Source organism: Citrobacter freundii ATCC 8090 = MTCC 1658 = NBRC 12681, from assembly GCF_011064845.1.
Lineage (GTDB): Bacteria > Pseudomonadota > Gammaproteobacteria > Enterobacterales > Enterobacteriaceae > Citrobacter > Citrobacter freundii.
This window is the reverse complement of sequence record NZ_CP049015.1, coordinates 3,522,100-3,541,827: the sequence shown is the minus strand read 5'-3', so window position 1 is coordinate 3,541,827 and position 19,728 is coordinate 3,522,100. Positions and strand designations below refer to the sequence as shown.

15 protein-coding genes are annotated in these 19,728 nt (G+C 51.5%); 7 read left to right on the top strand and 8 right to left on the bottom strand.

The genetic code is table 11. The annotated features are described in order from the left end of the window. Window positions 1–109 precede the first annotated feature (109 nt). Both guaB and guaA read left to right on the top strand, forming a co-directional pair. Complete coding sequence (gene guaB / locus G4551_RS17165; protein WP_003037756.1) at window positions 110–1,576, top strand: IMP dehydrogenase; 1,467 nt, start codon at window positions 110–112, stop codon at window positions 1,574–1,576. 63 nt (window positions 1,577–1,639) lie between these two features. Next, window positions 1,640–3,217, top strand: a complete 1,578-nt coding sequence (guaA, locus tag G4551_RS17160) for a glutamine-hydrolyzing GMP synthase (protein WP_003037760.1) — start codon at window positions 1,640–1,642, stop codon at window positions 3,215–3,217. Between the two features lie 97 nt (window positions 3,218–3,314). On the opposite strand, the gene mscS is transcribed toward guaA, so the two are convergent. Together mscS and G4551_RS17150 are read right to left on the bottom strand one after the other, a co-directional pair. Then, window positions 3,315–4,193: a small-conductance mechanosensitive channel MscS gene (gene mscS / locus G4551_RS17155; protein ID WP_003838477.1), complete on the bottom strand. Its 879-nt coding sequence runs from the start codon at window positions 4,191–4,193 to the stop codon at window positions 3,315–3,317. A gap of 364 nt (window positions 4,194–4,557) precedes the next feature. Then, entirely contained in the window at window positions 4,558–4,761 is a 204-nt protein-coding gene (locus tag G4551_RS17150) for a YfgG family protein (protein WP_049002457.1), read from the bottom strand. A 350-nt stretch (window positions 4,762–5,111) separates the two neighbouring features. Between G4551_RS17150 and G4551_RS17145 the strand changes: the two genes are divergently transcribed. Next, window positions 5,112–7,382 (top strand): sensor domain-containing phosphodiesterase, encoded by a 2,271-nt coding sequence (locus G4551_RS17145; RefSeq protein WP_032941153.1) that lies wholly within the window; start codon window positions 5,112–5,114, stop codon window positions 7,380–7,382. Here the strand turns inward: G4551_RS17145 and ppx are convergent. The 4 genes from ppx to purM all read right to left on the bottom strand — a co-directional run bounded on the left by ppx (window position 7,362) and on the right by purM (window position 12,864). Then, a complete protein-coding gene (gene ppx / locus G4551_RS17140) occupies window positions 7,362–8,903 on the bottom strand; it encodes an exopolyphosphatase (RefSeq protein WP_003037914.1) in 1,542 nt (513 codons plus the stop codon). The genes G4551_RS17145 and ppx overlap by 21 nt on opposite strands. Before the next feature lie 4 nt (window positions 8,904–8,907). Continuing rightward, on the bottom strand, window positions 8,908–10,974 hold the full coding sequence (gene ppk1 / locus G4551_RS17135) for a polyphosphate kinase 1 (RefSeq protein ID WP_003037917.1): 2,067 nt from the start codon (window positions 10,972–10,974) through the stop codon (window positions 8,908–8,910). A gap of 214 nt (window positions 10,975–11,188) precedes the next feature. Next, entirely contained in the window at window positions 11,189–11,830 is a 642-nt protein-coding gene (gene purN / locus G4551_RS17130) for a phosphoribosylglycinamide formyltransferase (protein WP_003838482.1), read from the bottom strand. Then, window positions 11,827–12,864 carry a phosphoribosylformylglycinamidine cyclo-ligase gene (gene purM / locus G4551_RS17125; protein WP_003838485.1) on the bottom strand — a complete coding sequence of 346 codons (1,038 nt, stop codon included), beginning with the start codon at window positions 12,862–12,864 and terminating at the stop codon, window positions 11,827–11,829. The genes purN and purM overlap by 4 nt, the downstream gene beginning before the upstream one ends. Before the next feature lie 295 nt (window positions 12,865–13,159). Between purM and G4551_RS17120 the strand changes: the two genes are divergently transcribed. From G4551_RS17120 to G4551_RS17105, 4 genes are all read left to right on the top strand, one after another. Then, window positions 13,160–14,590 (top strand): 6-phospho-beta-glucosidase, encoded by a 1,431-nt coding sequence (locus G4551_RS17120; RefSeq protein ID WP_003838487.1) that lies wholly within the window; start codon window positions 13,160–13,162, stop codon window positions 14,588–14,590. Window positions 14,591–14,773: 183 nt separating this feature from the next. Then, window positions 14,774–15,400 (top strand): uracil phosphoribosyltransferase, encoded by a 627-nt coding sequence (gene upp / locus G4551_RS17115; protein ID WP_003037929.1) that lies wholly within the window; start codon window positions 14,774–14,776, stop codon window positions 15,398–15,400. Window positions 15,401–15,496: 96 nt separating this feature from the next. Next, window positions 15,497–16,786 carry a uracil permease gene (gene uraA / locus G4551_RS17110; RefSeq protein WP_003037932.1) on the top strand — a complete coding sequence of 430 codons (1,290 nt, stop codon included), beginning with the start codon at window positions 15,497–15,499 and terminating at the stop codon, window positions 16,784–16,786. A gap of 95 nt (window positions 16,787–16,881) precedes the next feature. Further along, window positions 16,882–17,583, top strand: a complete 702-nt coding sequence (locus G4551_RS17105) for a DnaA inactivator Hda (RefSeq protein ID WP_211924219.1) — start codon at window positions 16,882–16,884, stop codon at window positions 17,581–17,583. A 33-nt stretch (window positions 17,584–17,616) separates the two neighbouring features. Here G4551_RS17105 and arsC read toward each other — a convergent pair whose 3' ends face one another. Continuing rightward, the gene (gene arsC / locus G4551_RS17100) at window positions 17,617–17,976 is read right to left on the bottom strand and encodes an arsenate reductase (glutaredoxin) (protein WP_003037937.1); all 360 of its coding nucleotides are present in this window, start codon (window positions 17,974–17,976) and stop codon (window positions 17,617–17,619) included. A 123-nt stretch (window positions 17,977–18,099) separates the two neighbouring features. Continuing rightward, on the bottom strand, window positions 18,100–19,563 hold the full coding sequence (gene bepA, locus G4551_RS17095; protein ID WP_003838490.1) for a beta-barrel assembly-enhancing protease: 1,464 nt from the start codon (window positions 19,561–19,563) through the stop codon (window positions 18,100–18,102). Window positions 19,564–19,728: the final 165 nt, after the last annotated feature.

The window sequence follows — 19,728 nt, the reverse complement described above, 5'->3', positions numbered from 1 at the left end:
GCTCACAGAGGAGCGCAAGGTTTTTTTGCAAAAAAGTGTGGATGCAATCGGTTACGCTCTGTATAATGCCGCGGCAATATTTAATAACCTCCCAGGTGAGATATTGCCCATGCTACGTATCGCAAAAGAAGCCCTGACGTTTGACGACGTCCTCCTCGTTCCCGCTCATTCTACCGTTCTGCCGAATACTGCTGACCTCAGCACCCAGTTGACGAAAACCATTCGCCTGAACATTCCTATGCTCTCCGCAGCAATGGACACCGTGACGGAAGCGCGCCTGGCAATTGCCCTGGCCCAGGAAGGCGGCATCGGTTTTATCCACAAAAACATGTCCATCGAGCGCCAGGCTGAAGAAGTTCGCCGCGTGAAGAAACACGAATCTGGCGTGGTAACTGACCCACAGACCGTACTGCCAACCACTACTCTGCGCGAAGTGAAAGAACTGACCGAGCGTAACGGCTTTGCAGGCTACCCGGTGGTGACTGAAGATAACGAACTGGTCGGTATCATCACCGGCCGTGACGTGCGTTTTGTGACTGACCTGAACCAGCCGGTTAGCGTATATATGACGCCAAAAGAGCGTCTGGTGACCGTTCGTGAAGGCGAAGCGCGCGATGTCGTTTTCGCCAAAATGCACGAAAAACGCGTTGAGAAAGCGCTGGTTGTTGATGACAGCTTCCATCTGCTCGGTATGATCACCGTTAAAGATTTCCAGAAAGCTGAACGTAAACCTAACGCCTGTAAAGACGAGCATGGTCGTCTACGCGTGGGCGCTGCGGTTGGCGCGGGCGCAGGTAACGAAGAGCGTGTTGACGCGCTGGTTGCCGCGGGCGTTGACGTACTGCTGATTGACTCCTCTCACGGCCACTCTGAAGGCGTACTGCAGCGTATTCGTGAAACTCGCGCTAAATATCCTGATCTGCAGATTATCGGCGGTAACGTTGCGACTGGCGCAGGTGCTCGCGCGTTGGCTGAAGCTGGCTGCAGCGCTGTTAAAGTGGGTATTGGCCCTGGCTCCATCTGTACTACCCGTATCGTGACCGGCGTCGGTGTTCCGCAGATCACCGCCGTTTCTGATGCCGTTGAAGCGCTGGAAGGCACCGGTATTCCGGTTATCGCCGATGGCGGTATTCGTTTCTCCGGCGACATCGCTAAAGCGATTGCTGCTGGTGCTGCCGCAGTGATGGTTGGTTCCATGCTGGCGGGTACTGAAGAATCCCCGGGCGAAATCGAACTGTACCAGGGCCGTTCTTACAAATCTTACCGCGGTATGGGTTCTCTGGGCGCGATGTCCAAAGGGTCTTCTGACCGTTACTTCCAGAGCGATAACGCCGCTGACAAACTGGTCCCGGAAGGTATCGAAGGCCGCGTAGCCTATAAAGGCCGCCTGAAAGAGATCATTCACCAGCAGATGGGCGGCCTGCGCTCCTGTATGGGGCTGACCGGCTGTGGTACTATCGACGCGCTGCGAACGAAAGCAGAGTTTGTACGCATCAGCGGTGCGGGTATTCAGGAAAGTCACGTTCACGATGTGACCATCACCAAAGAGTCCCCTAACTACCGCATGGGCTCCTGATAAGTTTCCGCGCCCGGCTATATGCCGGGCGAATTTGTTTCACTTGCCTCGGAATTAGCGTCAATGACAGACAATATTCATAAACATCGCATTCTCATCCTCGATTTTGGCTCGCAGTACACTCAGCTGGTTGCACGTCGCGTACGTGAACTGGGCGTCTACTGTGAACTGTGGGCATGGGATGTTACGGAAGCACAAATTCGCGAATTCAACCCAAGCGGTATTATTCTTTCCGGTGGCCCGGAAAGTACCACTGAAGAAAACAGCCCGCGTGCGCCGGAATACGTTTTCAATGCGGGCGTGCCGGTGTTCGGCGTGTGCTACGGCATGCAGACCATGGCAATGCAGCTCGGTGGTCATGTTGAAGGTTCTAACGAACGTGAATTCGGCTATGCGCAGGTTGAAGTTCAGACCGACAGCGCGCTTGTCCGCGGTATTGAAGACTCCCTGACCGCAGACGGCAAACCGTTGCTGGATGTGTGGATGAGCCACGGCGACAAAGTGACTGCCATTCCGGAAGGTTTCGTGACTGTTGCCAGCACCGACAGCTGCCCGTTTGCTATCATGGCGCACGAAGAAAAACGCTTCTATGGCGTGCAGTTCCACCCGGAAGTTACCCACACCCGTCAGGGCATGCGCATGCTGGAGCGTTTTGTGCGCGATATCTGCCAGTGTGAAGCGCTGTGGACGCCGGCAAAAATTATCGATGACGCCGTTGCCCGCATTCGTGAGCAGGTTGGCAATGACAAAGTTATCCTCGGTCTGTCCGGTGGCGTTGACTCCTCTGTGACTGCGATGCTACTGCACCGTGCGATCGGTAAAAACCTGACCTGCGTGTTCGTCGACAACGGTCTGCTGCGCCTGAACGAAGCCCAGCAGGTAATGGATATGTTTGGTGACCATTTCGGCCTGAACATCGTTCACGTTGAAGGCGAACAGCGTTTCCTCGACGCGCTGAAAGGCGAGAACGACCCGGAAGCCAAACGTAAGATCATCGGCCGCGTATTCGTTGAAGTGTTCGACGAAGAAGCGCTGAAGCTGGAAGACGTTAAGTGGCTGGCACAGGGAACTATCTACCCGGACGTGATCGAATCCGCGGCATCTGCCACCGGTAAAGCGCACGTTATCAAATCTCACCACAACGTGGGCGGTTTGCCGAAAGAGATGAAGATGGGGCTGGTTGAGCCGCTGCGTGAGCTGTTCAAAGACGAAGTGCGTAAAATCGGTCTGGAGCTGGGCCTGCCGTACGACATGCTGTACCGTCACCCGTTCCCGGGACCGGGGCTGGGTGTACGTGTGCTTGGCGAAGTGAAGAAAGAGTACTGCGACCTGCTGCGTCGCGCGGATGCTATCTTCATTGAAGAACTGCACAAAGCTGACCTGTACAACAAAGTCAGCCAGGCGTTCACCGTGTTCCTGCCGGTACGTTCCGTTGGCGTCATGGGCGATGGCCGTAAGTACGACTGGGTTGTTTCCCTGCGTGCAGTAGAAACCATCGACTTTATGACCGCGCACTGGGCGCACCTGCCGTATGATTTCTTAGGCCGTGTCTCTAACCGCATCATTAACGAAGTGAACGGCATTTCCCGCGTCGTTTATGATATCAGCGGTAAGCCACCGGCTACCATTGAGTGGGAATAATAGCCCTTTCTGTTAGCGGTTTCTGAACCGGTAATATGTAAAAAAACCCTCTTTTTATAGAGGGTTTTTTATTGCTCTCATACCGAAGCGCTGCGAATTAATCAACCAACTGTAGCTGGGGTTGAGATTGGGGGGCTACGTTCTCAACGCGAATATCCATCTGCGGATACGGCAGGGAGATATGGTTGGCGTCCAGGGCTTCTTTAATGTTTTCCAGCAGATCGTAATAGGTATTCCAGTATTCGATGTTGGGTACCCATACGCGGACGTAAAAATTCAATGCTGAAGCGCCCAGTTCGCCCAGACGAACGGTTACCCCACGTTGCTTATCGATGCGGGTATCCTGATCGATAATATGGTTAATCACGCGCTTAACGTCAGCTATCCGGCTCTGATAGCCGACGCCAATCACCAGATCGATACGGCGGAAAGGGTGGCGGGAATAGTTAATGATATTGTCAGCGATGATCTTACCGTTTGGAATGACCACTTCTTTGCTGTCGGCGGTGAGCAGGGTGGTGGAGAAAATATGTACCTTTTCCACCGTTCCGGTGACTGCCCCAATTTGTACCACTTCTCCGGCGCGGAATGGACGCAGGGAGACCAATAGTACGCCAGCGGCAAAGTTGGAAAGCGATCCTTGTAGCGCGAGTCCAATGGCCAACCCAGCGGCACCAATGACGGCAATAATGGAGGATGTTTCGATACCGACGCGACCCAATGCGGCAACAACGGCAAAGGCGAGGGTAATGTAACGTACCAGCGCGGTGAAGAACTGGATAATGGTTCGGTCAACTTTACGTTTTAACAGTAATTTTTCCAGACCACTGGAGATCAGGCGAGAGACAAATTTACCGACAAACAGTAAAATTACGGCGGCAACGATATTCCAGCCGAATTGAATAACCGCATCGCTGTGTCCAGCGATCCATTCAAGACCGCTGCTTATTTTCGGAAATAATGAAAAACCACTCATGGTATTACCCTGTAGAATTTAAAATGGTAATGATTCAAATAAGCATTTAATTTCATACATAATATTAATGCTTTCACCTGTGATATTTTCTGGTGATATTAATTGGCGTCTATTTGAACACAGTGTGTTTTTTTATACCCAGTAAATCGGAACGTAAAAATGAGCGCGAATGGTGCAGTGAAGTGAGATTAAAAGATTGTGAATTTGTGCGAATAACACGGTCTATTATCGGATAACTCCGTGCGTGTGGTGGGTAAGGCTGCGTATTGTTTCATCACTCAAATCCCTTACCGGATGGTTAAATGTCAGGCGATTAGCCATCCGGTAAGGAATCTTAATGCTGAGATATTACAGGCGCGAGCGATCAGCGCGCGTCGGTTTGAGCAGGAGATGCCTGTTGCGGCTGGGTGATCTGCTGAGAGTCTTTTTTGTTCTGGTGGTGGTGCCACGCACCTATAGCGGAGTAGACGAAGCGTCCGAAGAAGAAGAGAAAGCTGATAAGCAGTACGATCCGGATCATGCGACTATTAAATCGGTGTCGTTTGCGTAGGCTGGTAACCTGGCTCACAAAAGGTTCCTTGTAGTGTACCCAACTGAGGGCGATACTCACATTAAGGCATACTGTGAGGCAATGGTCAATTTTTCGTTATGTAAAATTGCTTCAGTTGTTTTATCCTCATATGTTATGAAAATTAATATTATTATTTGCATTAATAATGAATTAACGATAAGAAACGATGAAAATAGTAATAATTGATTAATGAGGGGCTTTTTTTTTGATATATATCAAACGTCACCCTTTACTGATAACTAAAATCGATGAGACATAGTAATGTATTTAACTTCATCGTTTTAGAGTCAGGTGGGATGCCTGTCTGAATACCCCCTGCAGGATGTGCGGGATTCTACTGAGCATCTATGAAACTCAATAAAAAATATATTTGTATGAGAGATAGATGGTGGGCGTTACCTCTCATCATACCATCTTTGCTGTTGCCTATATTGAGCACTGCCAATACCTATGCCCATATTAGTACTGGGACCGTAATTCTTTTCTACATGCCTTTGGCGTTGATGATTAGCCTGATGCTATTTTTTGGCTGGGCGGCATTGCCGGGAATTATCATTTCCATTATCTGCTACAAATATCCGCAGGTTGGGTTATTTGAAACGCTCTCAATAATTTCGCACTTTATTGTAACGATAGTGCTGAGTTGGGGAGGGTATAAAGTATTTGCACCCCGGCGGAACAACGTGTCTCACGGTGACTCCCACCTGATGTTTCAGCGCATGTTTTGGCAGGTCTTTTGCCCGGCGACGCTGTTTCTGATCCTCTTCCAGTTTGCCGCGTTTGTGGGCGTTTATGAGAGTAAATCCGGCATGGTGGGGGTTATGCCCTTTAATACTGGCACGTTGATCAACTATCAGGCTATGCTGGTCGGGAATCTGATTGGGGTTCCTTTGTGCTACTTTATTATTCGCACGATCCGCAACCCTTTGCATGTCAGAGGCTATTTTTCTCAATTAAAGCAGCAGTTTGATACCAAAGTTACCAAAACTGAGGTTGCGGTCTGGCTGATTATATTGGCTGTACTTATGGCATTGCTGTGTATGCCGTTAAATGAACAAAGCTCAATATTCAGCACAAATTATACTCTGTCGTTGTTGCTACCTGTCATGCTCTGGGGAGCAATGCGTTACGGTTACAGATTTATTTCGCTGATATGGTCTGTCGTACTTATTACCGCAATTCATTATTACCAGCGCTATATGCCCTGGTATTCTGGCTACGATACCCAGCTTGCCATTACCTCATCGAGTTATCTTGTTTTCTCCTTCATCGTGAACTTCATTGCCGTACTGGCAACGCGCCAACGCTTTGTTACCCGGCGCAACCATCGTCTGGCATTCTTTGATCCGATGGTGCATCTGCCAAATTTGCGCGCATTGAACCGGGATTTGAAAAAAACGCCATGGTCAGTGCTCTGCTTTTTGCGTGTTCCGGGCATGGAGCTACTGGTAAAAAATTACGGCATTATGCTGCGTATCCAGTACAAGCAAAAACTCTCACAGTGGATAACGCCACTGTTGGCACAGGATGAGCATGTCTATCAGTTATCGGGTAATGACTTAGTTTTGCGTTTTAACACTGAGTCGTATCAGGAGCGCATTGAAGCCCTGGACAGGCATATCAAGCAGTTCCGTTTTATTTGGGATGGCATGCCATTACAGCCGCAGGTGGGGATCAGTTTTTGCTATGTCCGTTCTCCTGTTAACCATATCTATCTGTTACTGGGAGAGTTAAGCACCATTGCCGAGCTTTCTCTGGCGACGAATTCACCAGAGAACTTGCAGCGCCGAGGCGTCATGCACTTGCAACGTGACCTGAAAGATAAGGTTGCGATGATGAATCGTCTACAGCTGGCGTTGGAGCACAATCGTTTTTTCCTGATGGCGCAGCCGATTTTTGGCGTACGCGGCGACGTTTATCATGAAATCCTGCTGCGCCTTGAGGGAGATGACGGTGAAACCATCCCGCCTGATTGCTTCTTGCCGGTCGCGCATGAGTTTGGCTTGTCATCCAGCATCGATATGTGGGTGATTGAAAATACGCTGAAGTTTATGGCACAGAATCGGGAAAAAATGCCCGCCCGTCGGTTTGCCATTAACTTGTCACCCACGTCGATATGTCGCGCCCGACTTCCGCATGACATCAAGCAGCTACTGGTTAAGTACAAGGTTGAAGCGTGGCAGTTGATTTTTGAAGTCACGGAAAGCAACGCCTTAACCAATGCGGAACAGGCACAGGCAACGTTACTGCAGCTGCAATCACTGGGCTGTCAGATTGCGATTGATGATTTTGGTACGGGTTACGCCAGCTATGCGCGGCTGAAGAATGTGAGTGCCGATATCCTGAAAATTGATGGCAGCTTTATTCGCAGTATCGTTTCGAATAGCCTCGACTACCAGATCGTGGCCTCTATTTGCCATCTGGCTCGGATGAAAAGAATGCTGGTGGTTGCAGAGTACGTCGAAAGTGAAGAAATACGCAGTGCGGTAATTTCGCTGGGGATTGACTACATGCAGGGGTACTTGATTGGTAAACCACAGCCATTGCATGAAACGCTGGAAGAACAGGCGCCAGACGCGCTGGCACCTGTTCTGAGTTTATGCGGCGATATCGGGTGAGGTTTCTTCTTCAATTTTGAGACGCCAGCCGGTTACGCCCTCCCAGTATTGCTGCTCTTTTTCCAGATCGAGCAGCACCAGCGCATTTTGGCTAAACCAGTCATGCGGGAAACGTAAGGTCCAGTGGTTGTCGTCGGTTATCAGAGTCAGGGTTGGCGGCGTGGTGGTCGCCTGACGCTGATTATTCAGCAGCACGCCGAGGCGTAACAGTTGAATTAATGGCAGAAACTGTTTTTTCTTGAACAGTGTAAAGCGGGGCAAATCATCCAGTTTCACCGCTTTGCGATGATAACGAACTAATGTTGCCATCATCAGTTGTTGTTCCTGATTAAACCCCGGTAAATCGCTGTTTTGTAAGATATAAGCAGAGTGGCGATGTAAGCCGCTGTGGTTGATGTTCAGCCCAACCTCATGCAGCATCGCTGCCCAGCGCAGTAATGCTTCCAGTTGAGGATTGGCCAGTTTGGGCTGTTGCGTATGCCACTGGTCGTACATTTGCATCGTTGTTTCCAGTACGCGCCGGGCCTGTTCACTGTCAATGTTGTACTGGTTCGCCAGACTGCTGGCGGTACGACTGCGAACGTCCTGGTGGCGAAAACGTCCTTCCATCTCGTACAGTACGCCTTCGCGTAGTGCGCCATCAGAAAGGCGAAGTTCGCGGATAGCCAACGCGTCAAAAACGCCGCACAGAATCGCGAGTCCGGGTACAAACACTGCTTTTCGTTCTTCTGACAATCCCGGCAAGCTGAGCGCATCAAATGACGCATGCTTCAGCACTTCAGATGTCAGTTTGTCCAGGCGTTCGGGGGTGATAAAACCGTCTTTTTCACCCATCTCCAGCAGCACTTCGTGTGCCGCTTTAATCGTGCCTGACGCGCCCATTGCGACGTTCCAGCCCTGAATGCGAAACTGCCACGTTAAGGTTTCAAGCTTTTGCGCTGCCGCCATGCGGGCACGCTGGAAGTTTTCCCGGCTGATAACACCGCCCGGGAAATACATCTGGGCAAAACTGACGCAGCCCATACGGCGGCTTTCGACCAGCTTGGGTTCGAAATCTTCGCCGATCACCAGTTCTGTTGAGCCACCGCCGATATCGATAACCAGCTTGCGGCCTTTTTCCGGCTGAGTGTGCTCCACGCCCATAAAAATCAGTCGGGCTTCTTCGTTACCGGAGATAATCTCAATCGGGTAGGGGATGACTTTTTCCGCTCGCTTGAGAAAATCGGTCGCATTCAGCGCCTGACGCAAAGTATGGGTTCCCACGATGCATACGCTTGACGGGGGAAAGCCCTGCAGGCGTTCGGCGAACAGCGACAGGCAGCTTAATCCGCGTTCCATTGCCTCTTCGCTCAGCTTGTTATCTTCGCCGAGACCATCCGCCAGATGAACGCGCTGTTTCAGCCGCCCGATAATCTGCATTGCGCCATCTACCACGCGGGCAATGACCATATGGAAACTGTTTGAACCAAGGTCGACCGCAGCAAATTCCTGCGGTCGTGGAGTCTTGTCGTGTATTGGCATAGCGTTAGTCAGGTTGCTCGAGTGATTTGATGTAGTCGTAAATCGCCAATTGTGACTGAACTTTACGGCGGTTTCCGCGTGGTACGTAGCGATTACTGAGTTCTTTATCGATGAAGCGAGCCTTCACCGTGTCGCTGAACAGGATATCGATAATATCCAGCACGCGCTGCTTAAGGCGCGGGTCCAGCAGCGGAGTGGCGACCTCGATACGATAGTCGATATTGCGGGTCATCCAGTCTGCAGAGGAGAGGTATACCTGCTTATCGCCACCGTTTTCGAAAATATAAACCCGGTCGTGTTCAAGGTAGCGGTCGACAATGCTTATCACGCGAATATTATCGCTGATGCCTTCCAGGTTCGGGATCAGAGAGCACATACCGCGAATCAACAAATTAACCGGTACGCCTGAGCTTGAAGCCGCATAGAGACGATCAACCAGGCCTTTATCGACCAGGTTGTTCAGTTTTAGCGTGATACCGGAAGGCTGGCCTTGCTGCGCATTGGCGATCTCTTTGTCGATCATCGCGTACAGCAGACGGCGTGAGTTCTGCGGAGAAACCAGCAGATAATCGAACGTCACCGGACGATACGGGTTTTCGATGAAGTTGAACACTCGACGAACCTCGTTGGTGATGCGTGAATCAGCGGTAAGCAACGAGTAGTCGGTGTACAGCCGCGCCGTTTTTTCGTTGAAGTTGCCCGTCCCGATATGCGCATAGCGCACGACTTCATCACCTTCTTTACGCGAGATAAGGAACAGTTTGGCGTGAATTTTCAGACCCGGCGCGGAGAAGATGACGTGAACGCCCGCTTCGGTCAGACGCTTGGCCCAATGAATGTTGGCTTCTTCATCAAAGCGCGCCTGTAATTCCACTACCACGGTGACTTTTTTACTGTTATGCGCGGCATGGATCATCGCGTCGATGATGCGCGAGTCTTTTGCCACACGGTAAATGTTGATCTTTATTGCCAGTACGCTCGGGTCGAAAGACGCCTGGCGCAACAGTTCAAGAACGTGCTCAAAGGTGTGATACGGGTAATACAGCAGCACATCGCGCTCGCGGATTGCATCAAATCCGTTACGGAATTTCTCATTGTCGAACCAGATGTGGCGCAGACGCGGCAGCGGCTTATTCACCAGGTTGGCTTTGCCAACGTTGGGGAAGTTAATAAAGTCTTTGAAGTTATGGTAACGGCCGCCGGGAACAATCGAGTCGTAGCGAGAAATCGTCAGTTTTTCACGTAGCACCTCGACCAACGCATTGGGCATGTCGCGCTGATAGACGAAACGCACAGGCTCTGCGGTCAGACGCTGTTTCAGGCTGGAGGACATCAGCTCCATCAGGCTCGATTCCATCTCGTGCACCAAATCGTATTCGGCGTCACGGGTCATTTTCATCGAATAGGCGTTAAGTGCGTCGTAATCAAAGAACCCTTTGAAAATATCGTCAAGGCAATAACGTAAAATGTTGTCCAGCAGGATCATCGGTTTGCGACGCCGCGGAGTTTCCGGCGGCAGATTCACAAAACGGGGAACCTTGTCAGAAGGGATTTCCAGCAGCGCGTAGCGGATTGTATCGCCGCGGATAATCTCTACCGCCAGATAGGTGTAGTCATCTTTCAAAAACTGGACTAAATCCGTCTCGCGGTTAATCAGGATCGGCGTGATGTGCTGGCGAAGATATTGCTTGAAGTAATGACGCAACCAGCTCTGCTGATTGGCCGATAGCTGGCGTTCGTTGATTAAGAAAATCTGATTGCGCGCCATCTCCAGCAGCAACTCGTTGTACAGACCGTCAAATTCCTGATCGGCTTTTAATACGCGGGCCTGGATTTTGCCTAACAGATGGCGGGAGTGAGAGTTTGAACCCTGTTCTTCGCTAATAATGATTCGGCGCTTCAGTTCGGCAAAACGAACCTTATAAAACTCGTCGAGGTTATTGGAATAGATGCCTAAGAAACGCATCCGTTCGATCAACGGGTTTGACTTATCAGCAGCTTCCTGGAGTACGCGTTCGTTGAACGCTAACCAACTGAGTTCTTTCTCGATGTATAGCTTTTCCTGACCCATTACCACTTTTACTCCGTTTCATTCACGGGACACTACCGATTTATTATGGCGAGCATTGCTCTCAGATGTCCAACTGTGCCAGAAAAATATGACAATAAACCGTCTGATAGCAAAGAGAAAGGGGGAGCGTAGATGAATACCGGTGGTATTAACCGGAAAAGGTAGTTATGCCTGTAAGCCGGATGGTGACATGCGGCTTACAGGTTGAATTTTATTATTCGTCGGCGGCGTAGCCTTGTGGCGGTAGGCGGATGCCATCCAGCCATGCAGCGTTATCACGCATCTTCAGGCGACCATCAATAAACCAGCTTACCACCAGTGGGTAAATGGTATGTTCCTGGGCCTGAACCCGTGCCGTGACATCATCTTCGCTGTCGCCTTCAAATACCGGAACCTTGGCCTGGAGAATAACCGGTCCGCCGTCCAGTTCATCAGTGACGAAGTGGACGGAGGTACCATGCTCTTCATCGCCGTTTTCCAGTACCTGGCGGTGCGTATGCAGGCCGGGATACTTTGGCAATAAAGACGGGTGGATATTCAGCAATCGTTCAGAATAGTGCGCGACAAACGCCGGGCTGAGGATGCGCATATAACCGGCCAGCACCACTACATCCGGCGCCCAGGCGTCAATTTCTTGCATCAGTTGGCGGTCGAAGGCTTCGCGACTGGCAAACTGGGCGGCTTCCAGCGAGTGTGCCGGAATATTCGCTTCGCGTGCGCGCTCAAGGCCGAACGCATCGGCCTTGTTACTGAATACTGCACGTATGGTGCCATTGATTTTTTTCTGTTCACAGGCGTCTATTATCGCCTGCAAATTGCTTCCGTTACCGGAAATGAGCACCACAATGTTTTTCATTCAATGACCACACGCTGTTCGGAATCAGAAGCTTTGATGATACCGATTTTCCATGCGTTTTCACCTTTCTCATTGAGCAAAGCCAGGGCTTTGTCCACTTCCGGAGCTGGCAGGGCGATAACCATACCTACGCCGCAGTTAAAGGTGCGATACATCTCATGCTGGCTGACGTTACCCGCCGTTTGCAGCCAGTTGAAGACGGCTGGCCACTGCCAGGAAGACTCGTCGATCACGGCCTGCGTGTTGTCTGGCAGAACGCGTGGAATATTTTCCCAGAAGCCGCCGCCGGTCAGGTGGGCAATGGCGTGCACATCAACCTTCTCGATCAGTTCCAGAATGGATTTTACGTAAATGCGGGTCGGAGCCAGCAAGTGGTCGGCCAGCGATTTACCTTCAAGCTCGGTGGTTTCCGGGTCACAACCGCTGACTTCAACGATTTTACGCACCAGAGAGTAACCGTTGGAGTGCGGACCGCTGGAGCCGAGCGCAATCAGTACGTCGCCGTCAGCCACTTTAGAACCGTCGATAATCTCTGATTTTTCGACGACGCCAACACAGAAACCTGCCACGTCGTAATCTTCGCCGTGGTACATCCCCGGCATTTCAGCTGTTTCCCCACCGACCAGCGCACAGCCAGACTGCAGGCAGCCTTCGGCAATCCCGTTAATGACGCTGGCTGCGGTGTCCACATCCAGTTTGCCGGTTGCATAGTAGTCGAGGAAGAACAGCGGCTCAGCGCCCTGAACCACGAGGTCGTTGACGCACATTGCGACGAGGTCAATGCCGATAGTGTCGTGGCGTTTCAGATCCATCGCCAGACGCAGTTTTGTACCAACGCCATCAGTGCCGGAAACCAGTACCGGTTCACGATATTTTTGCGGCAATGCGCACAGCGCACCGAAGCCACCCAGACCACCCATAACTTCCGGACGACGCGTTTTCTTTACTACGCCTTTGATTCGATCAACCAGAGCATTACCTGCATCAATATCAACACCGGCATCTTTGTAGCTAAGAGAGGTTTTATCGGTCACTGCCTGCTTCCCCACATGTTTACTTGCAGTAAAAGTTAAATTCGGCGCAATTCTAACAGGGAAAGCAAACGTTTGCGAGCCTGCTCTGCATCAAGTTTTATCTGCTGGTTTTTTCAGCATTTTACAATCATTTATCTATTTGTTTGAACTGCGCCACGAAAATGAAACCGGGTACAGCCTTGTGCTTGAAACCTGCCAGCCGAATGCACAGTATCGTACTGAAACCGGTTTCTGTTTTTTGTTGCGGGCCTCATTTGGAGCGTTTTGCGCAGACTCATCACGATAGGGGAAGGGGATGTCAGGATTTAAAGCAGATTTCATGTGGGGTGGCGCTGTCGCCGCTCATCAACTGGAAGGTGGCTGGCAGGAGGGCGGTAAAGGAATTAGCGTTGCCGATGTCATGACGGCGGGGGCGCATGGTGTGGCGCGTGAAATTACTGACGGTGTGATTGCCGGTAAAAACTACCCTAACCACGATGCCATCGATTTTTATCATCGCTATAAAGACGATATCAAGCTGTTTGCCGAAATGGGGTTTAAATGTTTTCGCACTTCTATTGCCTGGACGCGGATTTTCCCTTTAGGTGACGAAGCGCAACCCAATGAAGCTGGCCTGCAGTTCTATGATGATCTGTTCGACGAATGTCTGAAATATGGCATTGAACCGGTGATTACGTTGTCGCACTTCGAGATGCCCTACCATCTGGTGACGGAATATGGCGGCTGGCGCAACCGTAAGCTTATCGACTTTTTTGTCCGTTTTGCCCGGGTGGTTTTCACTCGTTACCAGTACAAAGTGAAGTACTGGATGACGTTTAATGAGATTAACAATCAGGCAAATTATCACGAAGACTTCGCGCCCTTTACTAACTCTGGCCTGAAATACCAGCCCGGCGAAGACCGCGAGCCGGTCATGTTTCAGGCTGCGCACTACGAGCTGGTGGCAAGCGCGCTGTCGGTGAAGGTCGCGCGTGAAATTAACCCGGCGCTGCAAATTGGCTGCATGATTGCGATGTGCCCAATTTATCCGCTGACCTGTGCGCCGAACGACATGATGATGGCGATGAACGCTATGCACCGGCGTTACTGGTTTACTGACGTCCATGTGCGCGGCAAATACCCGCAGCATCTTCTCAATTACTTTGCCCGTCGTGGCTTTGAACTGGATATCACCGAGGAAGACCGTCAGGCGCTGACCGAGGGCTGCGTTGATTACATCGGCTTTAGCTATTATATGTCTTTCGCGACCCAGGCAACGGCGGACAACCCTCAGCTGGATTACGACGAGTCGAAAAGCCTGGTTTCTAACCCGTACGTGCAGAAGTCGGACTGGGGCTGGCAGATTGATCCCGTCGGTCTGCGCTATTCGCTGAACTGGTTCTGGGATCATTATCAGTTGCCGCTGTTTATTGTAGAAAACGGCTTTGGGGCGATTGACGTGCAGCAGGCCGACGGTTCGGTGGATGATTCCTATCGTATTGACTATATGGCCGCGCATATCCGCGAAATGAAAAAAGCGGTGGTGGAAGATGGCGTGGATCTGATGGGCTATACCCCGTGGGGCTGTATTGATTTAGTCTCGGCCGGGACGGGGGAGATGAAAAAACGCTACGGCTTTATCTATGTTGATAAAAATAATGACGGGAGTGGGACATTAGCACGCTCGCCGAAGAAATCTTTTTCATGGTATCAAAACGTCATCCAGAGTAATGCTGAAAATCTATAAAATTCATAGCATTGATAACAACCCCCGCACTTATTGTGGGGGTTGTTTTATACTCATCATCCAGACGCAAACGATTTTGGTTGATCCATATCAAGCGTATGCAGTATTGCGCCAGAGACGAAAAGCGGTATAATCCGGCGATTTTTTTTGTGGTTGCCACTCGTCTGAGGAAAGGAGAAGAGTATGAAGATCGTGGAAGTCAAACACCCACTCGTCAAACACAAGCTGGGACTGATGCGTGAAAACGACATCAGCACTAAACGCTTTCGTGAACTCGCCTCGGAAGTTGGCAGCCTGCTGACTTATGAAGCAACCGCCGGTCTGGAAACCGAAAAGGTGACCATTGAAGGCTGGAACGGTCCGGTTGAAGTTGACCAAATCAAAGGTAAAAAAATCACCGTTGTGCCAATCCTGCGTGCGGGCCTGGGCATGATGGAAGGCGTTCTGGAAAACGTTCCGAGCGCGCGTATCAGCGTGGTCGGTATGTACCGTAATGAAGAGACGCTGGAGCCGGTTCCGTACTTCCAGAAGCTGGTTTCTAACATTGATGAGCGTATGGCGCTGATCGTTGACCCGATGCTGGCAACCGGCGGTTCCGTTATCGCTACCATCGACCTGCTGAAAAAAGCAGGCTGCAGCAGCATTAAAGTCCTGGTGCTGGTTGCAGCGCCGGAAGGTATCGCGGCGCTGGAAAAAGCGCACCCGGATGTTGAGCTGTACACTGCCTCCATCGATCAGGGACTGAACGAGCACGGATACATTATTCCGGGGCTCGGCGATGCCGGCGATAAGATTTTTGGTACCAAGTAAACGAATAAGTGAAAAGAAGCCGACTTTAAGAGTCGGCTTTTTTTTGAATAAAACAACCCAATCGCTAATAACAAACAACACTCAGAGGAAAACACTATGACGCGCCGTGCTATCGGGGTGAGTGAAAGACCGCCGCTTTTACAGACAATCCCGCTTAGTTTACAGCACCTGTTCGCCATGTTTGGCGCAACGGTACTGGTGCCAGTCCTGTTTCATATCAACCCAGCTACCGTTCTGCTGTTTAACGGTATTGGTACTTTACTGTATCTCTTTATTTGTAAAGGTAAAATTCCGGCTTACCTCGGTTCAAGCTTTGCGTTCATTTCCCCAGTTCTGCTGCTGCTGCCGCTAGGGTATGAAGTGGCGCTGGGCGGTTTCATTATGTGTGGCATCCTGTTCTGCCTGGTTTCGTTCATCGTTAAGAAAGCCGGTACTGGCTGGCTGGATGTAATGTTCCCGCCTGCGGCGATGGGCGCAATCGTTGCCGTTATCGGTCTGGAGCTGGCGGGTGTCGCTGCGGGTATGGCGGGATTGCTGCCTGCGGAAGGACAAGCGCCAGACTCAACAACCATCATCATCTCAATGGTGACGCTGGCGGTGACGGTATTTGGTTCCGTGCTGTTCCGTGGCTTTATGGCGATTATCCCGATTTTGATTGGGGTGCTGGCCGGGTACGCGCTCTCCTTCGTGATGGGGGTCGTGGACACCACGCCGATAGCGCAGGCTCACTGGTTTGCTCTGCCGACGTTCTACACACCGCGCTTTGAATGGGTCGCTATTCTGACTATTCTGCCTGCGGCGCTGGTGGTTATTGCTGAACACGTCGGCCACCTGGTGGTAACGGCGAATATCGTGAAAAAAGATTTGATTCGCGATCCTGGCCTGCATCGTTCTATGTTTGCTAACGGCCTGTCGACGGTGATCTCCGGCTTCTTCGGTTCTACGCCGAACACCACGTACGGCGAGAACATCGGCGTCATGGCGATTACCCGCGTTTACAGTACCTGGGTTATTGGCGGTGCGGCGATTTTCGCCATTCTGCTCTCCTGCGTGGGTAAACTGGCTGCGGCGATCCAAATTATTCCACTGCCGGTCATGGGCGGTGTATCTCTGCTGTTGTACGGCGTGATTGGCGCTTCCGGTATTCGCGTGCTGATCGAGTCAAAAGTTGACTACAACAAAGCACAGAACCTGATCCTGACCTCGGTCATTTTGATCATTGGCGTCAGCGGCGCGAAAGTTCACATCGGTGCTGCTGAGCTGAAAGGCATGGCGCTGGCGACCATTGTGGGTGTCTGTCTGAGCCTGATTTTCAAAGTTATCAGCCTGCTGCGTCCAGAAGAAGTGGTGCTCGACGCCAAAGATGCCGACACTGAGCAACAGTAAACCTTTGACCGGGTGGCGATGCTGCCCGGTTCTATCGCGACGCATTTCTGTGTTAAACTCAACGCGATTTTATGAAATCCTGGGTTGAGGTATCTCTGAACACACCGGCACAGCTCTCTTTGCCACTTTATCTTCCTGACGACGAAACTTTCGCAAGTTTCTGGCCGGGGGATAACTCCTCTTTACTGGCTGCACTGCAAAACGTGCTGCGTCAGGAACATAGCGGGTATATTTATCTCTGGTCGCGTGAAGGCGCTGGCCGTAGTCATTTGCTGCATGCAGCCTGTGCGGAACTGTCCGCGCGCGGCGATGCGGTAGGCTACGTGCCGCTCGACAAACGCACCTGGTTCGTCCCCGAGGTGCTCGACGGGATGGAGCATTTATCGCTGGTATGCATCGATAACATCGAATGTGTGGCCGGTGATTCGCTGTGGGAAATGGCGATCTTTGATCTCTACAACCGTATCCTGGAGTCGGGGAAAACACGCCTGCTGATCACCGGCGATCGTCCACCAAGACAGCTGAATCTGGGATTGCCGGATCTCGCTTCGCGTCTGGACTGGGGGCAAATCTACAAGCTGCAACCACTTTCCGATGAAGATAAGCTGCAGGCGTTGCAATTACGCGCCAGACTTCGCGGATTTGAACTGCCGGAAGATGTGGGCCGCTTTCTGCTTAAGCGTCTGGATCGGGAAATGCGTACGCTGTTTATGACGTTGGATCAGCTTGATCACGCATCGATCACCGCCCAGCGTAAGCTGACCATTCCGTTCGTAAAAGAAATTCTGAAGCTGTAAGCGCCGCAGCCAAATAACTGCGGCAGGTTTCGGTTAACCGACGATTTCCAGTACCTGCTCCGGCGGACGTCCAATTCGAGCCTGACCTTTGGCAACTACGATCGGGCGCTCCATCAGTTTTGGGTTTTCCACCATTGCCTGAATCAGCGCATCTTCACTCAGATTTTTGTCCGCCAGGTTAAGCGATTTATAGAGATCCTCTTTCTGGCGCATCAGCTCACGCGCGCTGGACATACCCAGCATCTGCAGAAGTTCACGCAGGGTCGCGGCGTCAGCCGGGGTTTCCAGATACAGCACCACTTCCGGGTCCACGCCATTGGACTTCAGTAATTCCAGCGTTTCACGGCTCTTGGAGCAGCGTGGGTTATGGTAGATTTTAATCGCGTCTGACATGACTTCTCCTTGCATAACAATACTGCCGGATGGCGGCCAAAAGACCTTATCCGGCCTACATATCGCGTCTGACGTAGGCCGGATAAGACGCTACAGCGTCGCCATCCGGCAAGGGTTCGATAATTACATCTTCGTGTAGGGTTTAAAGCGTTCTTGCAGCTGGCGTAGCTGGTCGATACGAGCATCGTATCTGGCCTGCTGCTGGCTACCCAGTTTCACCTGAGAGCTTGCGCTGCTGAGCATCGAAATCGCCTGATCCAGACGTCCAGCGAGGGCATATCCCTCCGCCCGCGCCGCCAGTTCTTGATCGCGGTTGTTCAGGTTGGCTTCCGTTTGCGCTAACAGATCCCAGCCGTTAGGGTCGTCCTTATGGTTAAACGTATAGCGATTCAGGATGGTTGCCGCCTCTTTGGCTTGCCCGCCCTGTAGATACGCATTCGCCAGGTTAAGCTGCAGTACCGGATTGTTACGCAGGTCACGGGCGTTTTTCAGGCGGTTAATGGCATCACTGGTTTTCTTCTGGCCGAGATCGATATCCGTTGCCAGGTCGAGATACCAGGCATTGTTCGCGTCTGCTGCCAGCAGCGGTTGCAGCGCTTTACGCGCCTCGTCATATTTGCTGGCTTCCATCGCCTGCAATGCCCGACCATATTGCGCCGCACGTTGCTCACGTACGTTGCCTTTCGACCAGTTACTCAGCAGGTCATCGGTCAACTGGTTACGACCAGAGTTGTACATGCCCAAGGTTCGTGCCTTAGCCAGATAAAAATCTTCTGACGACTGGACGACCACCGGACGCATCTGGTTGGCGCGGTTACGGGCATCCGACAGGCGGCTTTCAGGCAGGGGGTGAGTCAGCAAAATTTCCGGCGGACGCGAAGAGTAACGGGCCTGATCGAGCAGTTTTTCGAGGAACGTCGGCATGGCCTGGGGATCGAATCCCGAGCGTTGCAGCACCTGAATACCGATGCGATCTGCTTCCTGTTCGTTTTGTTGCGTAAAGCTAATCATCCCCTGACGTGTTCCCGCCAGCGTACCGGTCAGCGCCGCCATACCCGCCTGCGGGCTAGCCATCGCTAATAAAATTGAACCTAACGCACCTACCCACGTTAGCGGCGCGCTGCGTTTCTGATCTTCCATTGCACGCGCCAGGTGGCGCTGAGTGACGTGGGAGATTTCGTGCGCCATGACCGATGCTAACTGGCTTTCGTTGTCGGAATAGCGGAACAGTGCGGAGTGCAAGACAACGTTGCCGCCAAAGAAAGCAAAGGCGTTGATTTCATCGTTGTTAATCAAAAAGAATGTGAAGGGTGTTTTTACCGAGTCGGCGTGCGAGACCAGACGCATCCCCAGCGCATTAATGTATTGGGTGAGCAATGGATCATTAATTAATGGCGCACTGCCGCGCAGTTGGCGTACGTAATAATCGCCCATCTGCATTTCCTGTCCTATGGAAAGCGTACTGCCTGCCGACGTTCCCATATCAGGCAGGGTGTCCGCAGTATCAGCAAATGCGGGCGCAACCTGACCGATAGTCAGTGCGGCAATGAGGGTAGCAACCAGGTTTTTTTTCAACTGCCTGAACATAACCTCTGTCCTGTATTCTTTTTTGAGATAGCCATTTGACCAATGCTGTGAAGTATCGTTCACACTCCGCAAGCTTACGGAGTGTAACTGCGAAACCTGACGATGAACACCCAGGAAAAATGTCTTTTCACTTTGCGTAATCAGCCATAAAAAGCGAAGTCTTTT

What these genes read in the sequence shown, in the direction of transcription:
- guaB (WP_003037756.1), top strand. Translation starts at nt 110, where the DNA reads ATGCTACGTATCGCAAAAGAAGCCCTGACGTTTGACGACGTCCTCCTC.
- guaA (WP_003037760.1), top strand. Translation starts at nt 1,640, where the DNA reads ATGACAGACAATATTCATAAACATCGCATTCTCATCCTCGATTTTGGC.
- mscS (WP_003838477.1), bottom strand. Translation starts at nt 4,193, where the DNA reads ATGAGTGGTTTTTCATTATTTCCGAAAATAAGCAGCGGTCTTGAATGG.
- G4551_RS17145 (WP_032941153.1), top strand. Translation starts at nt 5,112, where the DNA reads ATGAAACTCAATAAAAAATATATTTGTATGAGAGATAGATGGTGGGCG.
- ppx (WP_003037914.1), bottom strand. Translation starts at nt 8,903, where the DNA reads ATGCCAATACACGACAAGACTCCACGACCGCAGGAATTTGCTGCGGTC.
- ppk1 (WP_003037917.1), bottom strand. Translation starts at nt 10,974, where the DNA reads ATGGGTCAGGAAAAGCTATACATCGAGAAAGAACTCAGTTGGTTAGCG.
- purN (WP_003838482.1), bottom strand. Translation starts at nt 11,830, where the DNA reads ATGAAAAACATTGTGGTGCTCATTTCCGGTAACGGAAGCAATTTGCAG.
- G4551_RS17120 (WP_003838487.1), top strand. Translation starts at nt 13,160, where the DNA reads ATGTCAGGATTTAAAGCAGATTTCATGTGGGGTGGCGCTGTCGCCGCT.
- upp (WP_003037929.1), top strand. Translation starts at nt 14,774, where the DNA reads ATGAAGATCGTGGAAGTCAAACACCCACTCGTCAAACACAAGCTGGGA.
- uraA (WP_003037932.1), top strand. Translation starts at nt 15,497, where the DNA reads ATGACGCGCCGTGCTATCGGGGTGAGTGAAAGACCGCCGCTTTTACAG.
- arsC (WP_003037937.1), bottom strand. Translation starts at nt 17,976, where the DNA reads ATGTCAGACGCGATTAAAATCTACCATAACCCACGCTGCTCCAAGAGC.
- bepA (WP_003838490.1), bottom strand. Translation starts at nt 19,563, where the DNA reads ATGTTCAGGCAGTTGAAAAAAAACCTGGTTGCTACCCTCATTGCCGCA.